The sequence below is a fragment of the uncultured Campylobacter sp. genome (genome assembly GCF_937997595.1).
GTDB lineage: Bacteria > Campylobacterota > Campylobacteria > Campylobacterales > Campylobacteraceae > Campylobacter_B.
In genome coordinates this window covers 1-8,798 of sequence record NZ_CALKTS010000198.1, presented here as the reverse complement: position 1 = coordinate 8,798, position 8,798 = coordinate 1, and the positions used below count along the sequence as shown (strand labels likewise).

General features: G+C 47.4%; 8 protein-coding genes and 1 pseudogene. 7 read left to right on the top strand and 2 right to left on the bottom strand.

Annotated elements, in window-relative coordinates; translation table 11 throughout:
• Both Q0614_RS07060 and Q0614_RS07055 read left to right on the top strand, forming a co-directional pair.
• Positions 1-295, top strand: a 295-nt coding sequence (locus tag Q0614_RS07060) for an inositol monophosphatase family protein (protein ID WP_298787587.1), incomplete at its 5' end; no start/stop codon positions are given.
• Between the two features lie 63 nt (positions 296-358).
• Positions 359-742 carry a prepilin-type N-terminal cleavage/methylation domain-containing protein gene (locus tag Q0614_RS07055; RefSeq protein ID WP_298760067.1) on the top strand — a complete coding sequence of 128 codons (384 nt, stop codon included), beginning with the start codon at positions 359-361 and terminating at the stop codon, positions 740-742.
• 17 nt (positions 743-759) lie between these two features.
• Here the strand turns inward: Q0614_RS07055 and Q0614_RS07050 are convergent, their stop codons facing one another.
• On the bottom strand, positions 760-1,371 hold the full coding sequence (locus tag Q0614_RS07050; protein WP_298787585.1) for a disulfide bond formation protein B: 612 nt from the start codon (positions 1,369-1,371) through the stop codon (positions 760-762).
• Between the two features lie 96 nt (positions 1,372-1,467).
• Between Q0614_RS07050 and Q0614_RS07045 the strand changes: the two genes are divergently transcribed.
• The 5 genes from Q0614_RS07045 (at position 1,468) to Q0614_RS07025 (ending at position 8,415) form a co-directional block, all read left to right on the top strand.
• Entirely contained in the window at positions 1,468-2,037 is a 570-nt protein-coding gene (locus Q0614_RS07045) for a TRAP transporter small permease subunit (RefSeq protein ID WP_298096588.1), read from the top strand.
• A gap of 93 nt (positions 2,038-2,130) precedes the next feature.
• Positions 2,131-3,492: a TRAP transporter large permease subunit gene (locus Q0614_RS07040; RefSeq protein WP_297961397.1), complete on the top strand. Its 1,362-nt coding sequence runs from the start codon at positions 2,131-2,133 to the stop codon at positions 3,490-3,492.
• A gap of 41 nt (positions 3,493-3,533) precedes the next feature.
• Entirely contained in the window at positions 3,534-5,372 is a 1,839-nt protein-coding gene (locus Q0614_RS07035) for a biotin/lipoyl-containing protein (protein ID WP_298787582.1), read from the top strand.
• A gap of 132 nt (positions 5,373-5,504) precedes the next feature.
• A complete protein-coding gene (pckA, locus tag Q0614_RS07030; protein WP_298787580.1) occupies positions 5,505-7,088 on the top strand; it encodes a phosphoenolpyruvate carboxykinase (ATP) in 1,584 nt (527 codons plus the stop codon).
• The gene (locus Q0614_RS07025; protein WP_298787579.1) at positions 7,063-8,415 is read left to right on the top strand and encodes a CAP domain-containing protein; all 1,353 of its coding nucleotides are present in this window, start codon (positions 7,063-7,065) and stop codon (positions 8,413-8,415) included. The genes pckA and Q0614_RS07025 overlap by 26 nt, the downstream gene beginning before the upstream one ends.
• A gap of 100 nt (positions 8,416-8,515) precedes the next feature.
• Here Q0614_RS07025 and Q0614_RS07020 read toward each other — a convergent pair.
• Positions 8,516-8,798 (bottom strand): annotated as a pseudogene (locus Q0614_RS07020) (hypothetical protein); the annotation flags it as partial.

Here is an 8,798-nt window from a genome sequence, read left to right as displayed (position 1 = left end):
GCAATTCGCGCAAAAATTTGGAATGCAGCTCGTGCGCAAAGGCTCTGCGATAAAATTTTGCATCTTAGCCGAGGGAGGCGCCAGCGCGTATGCGAGATTTAGCGACTGCTCGCTTTGGGACATCGCCGCTGGGGATTTTTTGCTGCATCAAAGCGGCGGAGCGGTAGTGGATCTCAAGACGATGAAGGCGCCTCTTTATAACGGAAAAAGCCTGATAAATAATCATTATGTGGCGGTAGGTGCGAATGCGGTAAAAAATTTATCTGAAATATTGGAATTCGCAAAGAATTTTTAAGCTAAATTTATAGTAAACGTCTTATAATATAAGTCCAAAAATTTTTTATCAAAGGATAAAAACATGAAGGGCTTTACTATGATCGAATTAATTTTCGTGATCGTGATTTTAGGTGTTTTGGCGGCAGTTGCCATTCCAAAACTAGCAGCTACGCGCGATGATGCAGAGGTCGTTAGAGCATCTCAAAACATCGTTACATCTTTAAGCGATATAATAGGCTACTATACTTCACAAGGTCAGTATAGTTCAGATATTCCTAGCATGACAAATGTAGCAATTCCTATTAAAGCCAAAGGCTCCGTTTGTGCTACTTATAAATATAACAATGCATCGCAAATTACCTTAAAAAAAGAATACAATGGTTTGTGCGCTACAGTTTGGGATTCGGCAAATCTAAAAACTATAAGCAACCTTTATAGTTCAGATGCATTAGTAATTGTTCAGTAGCTTCTTTGGCGCAGAGGCTATCTCCGCGCCTTTTTATTTAAAAATCCAAGAAAAATTCCAATCATCCAAATAATTGCGAAAAATATAAAGATAAAGCTCCAAAATTGCGCCAGATCTACGCTTTTGCTTGCCGGGAACAGATACCAGCCTCCGCTATAAAGCGCCGTCAGTTTAGCTTGCAGTCCCTCTAGCGCTGTATCGGTCGGCACCGCCGGTATGTCGAATGCGCAGCTGTTAAACGGCTTAAAAATCGGCACTGCGCTTATGTCAAAATTTAAAAATCTCACCGCTCCACCGCAGCCGCTCATCCCGCTCATATCTCCGCTCCCTCGCAGTACCGTGTGAATTTTAGCTAAATTTAGCGATGAGGCAAATCCTAGCGCCGCGCCGTAAAACCATACCGCATATCCGCAAACCGCGCCGTAAACGCTCTTGCCGCAAACTGCTAAAATCGCCGCTCCTAGCGCTATGGCGCAAAGTGCGAATCTCACGTGAATGCTAAAGCTTTCCGGATAGATAAAAAGGAATTTTTGCAAGAAAAAATATGAAAATGCTAGCCAAAAAAGCGCCCAAATAGCGCAAAAGGCGAGAAATCTTTTAGAGTATCTGTTTTGAAATTTTAAAATCATAAAAATCCTTTCCGCGCATAATTTTATAATAAATTGCAGATATTTTTGCTAAAATCCCAGCTTTCATAGCAAAAATTTCAAGCAAAGGGTAAAATTTTGAAGGGTTTTTTACGCAGATTAGAAAGAGCTTTTGATGTGTTCGCAAACATCTTAGGCGTATTAAGTATCGTATTTTTGGCGCTTTTAGTTATAGTCGTTTTTTACAATGTTGTGGCGCGTTATCTTTTTCCAGCCGCAAATTCCGTCGCTATGCAAGAACTTACGTGGTGGCTATATTCGGCGATGTTTTTATTCGGTGTGACCTACGCGCTCAAAGAAAATGCCCACGTTCGCGTGGATATTTTTTACGAAAAATTTAGCTCCACTGCAAAAGCGCTCATAAATATCTTAGGTACGATATTCTTCATTTTGCCTTTCGTGGCGCTCGTGGCGTTTTTTTCGATCGATTATGTGAGCGAGGCTTATACGAGCCATGAGGCCAGTGCCAATCCCGGCGGTATGCAGCATCTTTGGATCATCAAGTCCGCAATCACGCTTAGCTACGCGTTTTTATTTATCTACGCATTTGGATTTTTGATTAAAAATATTAATGCCCTGCTTGATGTTAGGGAAAACAAGGGCTCGGAATTTCTTAGTGGGAATTCTTCGGGCGCACAGAGTGTGTGAGGGCAAAATGAGCTTAAATTTAAAATTCTATAAATTTCACACTTTTCGCGCTTGGTCAGAATTTTACCAAGGCGAGATAAAAGGTGGCGAGCTATGATAGGCATAGTGATGTTTGCGGCAGCGCTTTTTATGCTTTTACTGGGTTTTCCCGTTGCGTTTACGTTCGGCGCCGTGGCTGTGATTTTCGGCTTTATCTACGGACTTAGTGAGGCGTGGGATTACGCGCAGGGCTTTGAAATTTTAACCGAAGCTTTCGAGGATATGAGTAGGCAGTTTTTTTCACTGATGCCTAATAGAATTTACTCGATTATGGAAAATCAGCTGCTAATTTCGGTGCCGCTTTTTATTTTGATGGGTATGATTTTGCAAAAGACTCGCCTTGCGGAGCGTTTATTAGAATCGATGGCATTTTTATTCGGCGGCGTACGAGGCGGCGTGGCGATCAGCACCGTTTTGGTGGGCGCGCTACTTGCGGCTACGACGGGCATAGTGGGCGCGACTGTCATCGCTATGGGCGTCATCAGCTTGCCCGTGATGATGAAATACGGCTACGATAAGCCTCTAGCTACCGGCACTATCGCTGCTGCGGGCACGCTTGGGCAGATTATTCCGCCTTCTATCGTGCTGATTATTTTAGGCGATATACTTTCGGTCTCTGTGGGTGATCTTTTCTCTGCAGCAGTTATTCCGGGGCTCGTGTTAGTGGGTTTTTACGTGATTTATATTGCGATTATTTCATATATTTGTAAAGATTATGCACCGCCTGTTCCGCCGATAGAGGGGCTTAGCAAATCAAAGCAAATTTTTATCGCGCTTAAAAACGTCGTGCCGGTGCTCGTGCTGATTTTGCTCGTCCTGGGATCTATTTTTGCGGGCATAGCTACACCTACGGAGAGCTCGTCGGTAGGCTGCTTGGGTGCGATAGCACTAGCTGTTTTATACCGCACTTTTTCATTTAGGCTGATCTATGACGCGCTAAAAAATACCGCTAAAATTTCGGGCATGGTTTTTATGATTTTGATGGGCGCCACGGCATTTTCGATGATTTTTTCTTACACGGGCGGAGATGAGGTCGTAAAAAATTTTATGGAGAATCTGCCCGGTCAAGCATGGGGATTTATCGCGCTTACGATGGTAGTTATCATAGTGCTTGGATTTTTTCTCGATTATGTCGAAATTTCATATATCATTTTGCCGATACTTTTGCCGATAGTAGAGTCTTTGCATATCAATCCCGTGTGGTTTGCGATCTTAATCGCTGTAAATTTACAAACGTCGTTTATGACGCCGCCATTTGGATTTTCGATATTTTTCTTAAAGGGTGTGACGCCTCCGCAAATCCACACCACGGACATTTATAAGGGCGTGCTACCTTTTATCTTATTGCAAATTCTAGTGCTATTAACACTCGCAATCTTTCCGGGGGTTTTTGGTTTAAAAGCTTTTTTAGGCTAGAAATATTAAAATTCACGCTAAATTTAACCTAGGAGCTAAAAATGGCTAAAAAGCTTATCGACGTTATGGATACGACCTTTCGCGACGGATTTCAGTCTGTTTTCGGCGCGCGCGTGGCGATGGCGGACTTTTTGCCTGCCGTTAGCGCGGCGAAGGACGCGGGCATCACGCACTTTGAGTTCGGCGGCGGCGCGCGGTTTCAGAGCTTGTATTTTTACCTAAACGAAGACGCGTTTGAGATGATGGATAAATTTAGAAGCATCGTGGGCGAGGGGGCGAACCTGCAAACCCTTAGCCGCGGCGTCAATACCGTCACGCTCGATACCGGCAGCCGCGAGATCATCGATCTGCACGCCAAGCTTTTTGCCAAGCACGGCACGACGACGATTAGAAATTTCGACGCGCTAAACGACGTGGAAAATTTAAAATTTAGCGGCGAGTGCATACATCGTCACGGTCTTAAACACGAAGTTGTGGTTACGATGATGGATCTGCCGCCGGGATGCAGCGGTGCGCACGACGCAGCGTTTTATGAGAGAATTTTGCGTCAAATTTTAGACGCGCAGATTCCGTTCGACAGCGTCTGCTTCAAAGACGCAAGCGGTACCAGCAGCCCGCAGAAGGTCTATGAGACGATCAAGCGCGCGCGTAAAATTTTAGGCGACGGCGTGCATATCCGCCTGCACACACACGAGACGGCGGGAGTTAGCGTTGCATGCTATCAGGCTGCGCTCGTTGCGGGCGTAGACGGCATCGATCTTGCCGCGCATCCCGTAAGCGGCGGCACCAGCCAGCCGGACATCCTCACGCTGCTGCACGCGACGAAGGGGCAAAATTTCGACCTGGGACTGGATGCAGAGAAAATTTTAAAATACGAAGAGGTTTTGGGCGAGTGCTTGAAGGATTACTTCATGCCGCCAGAGGCTACGCAGGTAAGCCCGCTCATTCCGTTTTCGCCTATGCCGGGAGGCGCGCTTACTGCAAACACTCAGATGATGCGCGATAATAAAATTTTAGACAAATTCCCGGCCGTCATCAAGGCCATGCGCGAGGTCGTCGAAAAGGGCGGTTTCGGCACGAGCGTAACGCCGGTTAGCCAGTTTTATTTCCAGCAGGCGTTTAACAACGTAATGTTCGGCCCGTGGAAAAAGATCGCCGAAGGCTACGGCAAGATGGTGTTAGGCTATTTCGGCAAAACGCCCGTTAAGCCGGATGAAGGCGTGATTAAGATGGCGGCGGAGCAGCTGGGACTACAGCCTACGACCAAACATGCCGTAGATATCGCCGATGCCGACGAGAGCAAGAGCGTCGCGTATGCGCAGAAGATTCTACGCGAGCAGGGCATCGAGCCTAGCGAGGAGAACGTATTTATCGCGCTTGCGTGCAAAGAAAAGGGTATCGCGTTTTTAAAAGGCGAGGGCAAGGTGATGATCCGCAAAAAAGAGGACGTAGCACCTGCCGCAAGTCATCAAAGCGGTATTTCTAAAAACGGCAAATTTGACGTTAAAATTAACGGCAAAATTTACAACGTAGAATTTGCTGGACAAAATGTGCTCGTAAACGGCGATCGATACGACATCAGCTTCGATACCTCAGCGCCTGCAAAGCCGCAGTCGCAACGCTCCGCCGGCGAGCAGCCCACTGCTAACGCGCGAGGTGGTACGGACGATAACGATATAAAAGCGACGCTTCCTAGCAACGTATTTAAAATTTTAATAAAGGAAGGCGACGCTGTTAAGGCGGGGCAGACGATAATCGTACTTGAAGCGATGAAGATGGAGATAAATATCGAAAGCCCACGTGACGGTGTAATCGATAAAATTTTAGTCGCTCAAGGCGATACGGTCGATGCCGATCAGGTGCTCGCGATTTTAAGATAAGCTCTAAAATTTAGGCGGGCGCTTCCGCCTAAATTTCATGGCGACCATCCTCGGTGCTTAAGCGAGCTCACCTAAATTTTAAGCTATAATAGCGCAATCTTTTATCAAAATTTAATTTAAAAAGGATGCAAAATGACAACTCCGAACGATCTGGATAAACTAGGTCTTAAAAATATCAAAAAAATCAATCACAACCTAAGCTACGACGAGCTTTTTGAGCTTGAAAAGGCAAGAGGCGAGGGGCACGTATCAAGCAACGGCACCTTTATGGTCGATACGGGCATCTTTACGGGTCGCAGCCCCAAGGATAAGTACTTCGTAAAACAAGATCCGAGCCAAAAATACATCGCCTGGGGCAAGGTAAATCAGCCTATCTCAAAAGAGCTTTTCGATAAGCTTTTAGCCAAAGCCAAAGCCCAGCTAAGCGGCAAGGAAATTTTTATCCAAGACGCATTTTGCGGCGCTAGCAAATCCAGCCGCAAAAACGTGCGTTTCGTAACCGAAGTCGCGTGGCAGGCGCATTTTGTAAAAAATATGTTCATCCGCCCAAGCAAGAGCGAGCTAGCGGAATTTCATCCTGATTTTGTCGTTTACAACGCGTGCAAATGCAAAAACGAAGATTACGCGAGCGACGGGCTGCATTCCGACGTTTTCGTTATCTTTAACGTCGAGGAAAATGTCGCGGTTATCGGCGGCACGTGGTACGGCGGCGAGATGAAAAAGGGAATTTTTTCGATGATGAACTACTGGTTGCCGCTTGCGGGCAAGATGTCGATGCACTGCTCGGCAAACGTGGGTAAGGATGGCGACACGGCGCTATTTTTCGGTCTAAGCGGCACGGGCAAAACGACGCTCTCGACCGATCCAAATCGCAAGCTGATCGGCGACGACGAGCACGGCTGGGACGATGAGGGGATATTTAACTTTGAGGGCGGCTGCTACGCGAAGTGCATAAATTTAGACCCGAGCAGCGAGCCTGAAATTTACGCCGCGATCAAGCGCGACGCATTGCTTGAAAACGTGGTTGCGGACGAGGCTGGCGTCGTGGACTACAAAGACGGCAGCAAGACCGAAAACACCCGCGTTAGCTACCCGATCTATCACATCGACAACTACGAGCCAAGCTCTGCGGGCGGCCATCCGAAAAATATCATCTTCCTAACAGCCGACGCATTCGGCGTTTTGCCGCCGGTCGCAAAGCTTACTAAAGAGCAGGCGATGTATTATTTCCTAAGCGGCTATACGGCAAAAGTCGCGGGCACCGAGCGCGGCATCACCGAGCCGGTGGCGACATTTAGCGCGTGCTTTGGCGAGCCGTTTATGCCGCTGCATCCGACCGTTTATGCTAAGCTTCTGGGCGAAAAGATCGACAAGCACAATGTTAGCGTCTATCTCGTAAACACCGGCTGGAGCGGCGGCGCGTACGGCGTGGGCAAGCGAATGAGCATAAAAGCCACGCGCGCGTGCATAAACGCGATCCTTGACGGTAGCATCAAAAAGTGCGAATTTGAAAATTTCGAGAAATTTAACCTAGCGATCCCAAAAGAACTCGCAGGCGTCGAGACGAAGCTGCTAAATCCGATCAATACATGGACGCACCCGGCGGAATATAAGATCACGCGCGATAAGCTTGCAAAGATGTTTGAAGAGAATTTTAAACGCTACGAGGACGTAAAAGAGGGGGTCGAGTTTGCTAAAGCGGGCCCTGCGGCTTAGGCTTCTGGGTCTCGGGGCGATTTGCGCGCTTTTTGCCGCATGCGAAAACACCCCCTCAAATTTAAAACAGCCGCTCGTTGCGATGAGCGGCTTTTCCTTTTACGACGATCCACTAAGCTACATCAACAATGTGCGCGCAAAATCGGGGCTAAATCAGCTTTCGCAGAATGAAATTTTAAATATCTCTGCGCTTAATCACGCAAAATATGTCGTCGCAAACGAGGCGATGTCGCACGACGAAGCCCCTGGCAAGCAGGGCTTTACGGGCGAAAATCCGTCAAAGCGCGCTTTTTACGCAGGCTATAATGCCGTCGTGAGGGAAAATTTATCCTATAATTCAAGCGATCTAAAAAGCGCGATCGATGGGTTACTCAGCGCGATTTACCATAGATTTGCATTTTTGGATTTTGCCTCGGATGAGATCGGCATCGGCTATTTTGAGCACGGCAAAAAAAGCAGCTACGTTTTTGAGATGGGAAATTCGCGCCTCAACGCCTTTTGCTCGCAAAATTTAAACGACGAAGGAAGCGGCAAATTTCTACTGGGGATGTGTAAAAATGAAACGCTACGGATGAGGGAGGATAAGTTCAAAAGCGCCACAGCGCTAAACTCGCGTCCTTACGTCTATTACCCGAACGACGAGCCCGCGCTTGCATTTTTCAGCAACGAAATTCCAGATCCCATGCCGGGGTGCAAAATCACTGCAAACCCCGTAAGCGTGGAATTTAATGCCGAGGGGCCGCCCGTAGCGATGAAAAGTTTTAAAATTTACGAAGGCGGCAGGGAGCTTCAAAACGTTAAAATTTTAGACAAAAACTCCGATCCTAACGCCATTTTAAGCGATAGGCAGTTCGTGCTTTTCAGCAGAGAGGTTTTTAAATTTGACACCAAATACGGCGCGGAGTTTAATTACGAGCAGGGCGGGAAGCAAAAGACGCTGCGGTGGGAGTTTATCACACAGGCGCCTAAATTTAGATACTTCGTCGTGCAAGGCGGAGAAAATCTGAGCGTGAAAAACGGCGCGTTTTACGATATATTCGTAACCCCGAAAGACTGCAACGACGTGATGAAAAGCTACAAAACCAGCTACTCCTTTATGGATAAGCCCGAAATTTCAAGCCCCGCGGCAAATATGCTGCGCGTAAAGCTAAACGGCGCAAAGGGCGCGAAGCTTGAAATTTCAACGGGTAACGGCGCGGTAATAAATCTGTATTTAAGCGACAGCTCCAAAAGCTACGGCGGCATGGGTAAAATTTACGCCGCAATCGCGGCGGTTTTGGCGGCGATCATTTTGTTTTATCTTTTGTCAAGGCGTAGAGGGCGATAGGTGCGAAATCTATTTTCGCGACCTCTGTTTTTGTCTGCGCGCACAGGGGCGCATAATGCCATCCAGCGTGAAATTTAGCGCAGAGCTCGGCTTTTAAATTTTAAATTTCATCCCCGTTTGTCTCATCCGCAAGTTTTAAAATTTTATCCCGCACCGCCTCAGGAGCGTAGATATCCATCCACTCTATCCCGTTTGACGCGCTAAAAAGCACGGCGATCCGCCCCTCGCTCATCGCGCGCTTGGCAAGCTTGGTCGCCGCTGGGCTGTTGCCCATATTTGGCGTTTCGTCTATGCTTATCTCGGCGCAACGGCGTAAAATAGGCGCCATATCAAACTCGCCATCAAGCAAAACAACGACCGAGCCGCGCCTAAAACTGCAAGCG

Excerpts from the sequence above, each read along its gene's own strand:
- Q0614_RS07055 (WP_298760067.1), top strand. The coding sequence starts at position 359 with ATGAAGGGCTTTACTATGATCGAATTAATTTTCGTGATCGTGATTTTA.
- Q0614_RS07050 (WP_298787585.1), bottom strand. The coding sequence starts at position 1,371 with ATGATTTTAAAATTTCAAAACAGATACTCTAAAAGATTTCTCGCCTTT.
- Q0614_RS07040 (WP_297961397.1), top strand. The coding sequence starts at position 2,131 with ATGATAGGCATAGTGATGTTTGCGGCAGCGCTTTTTATGCTTTTACTG.
- Q0614_RS07035 (WP_298787582.1), top strand. The coding sequence starts at position 3,534 with ATGGCTAAAAAGCTTATCGACGTTATGGATACGACCTTTCGCGACGGA.
- pckA (WP_298787580.1), top strand. The coding sequence starts at position 5,505 with ATGACAACTCCGAACGATCTGGATAAACTAGGTCTTAAAAATATCAAA.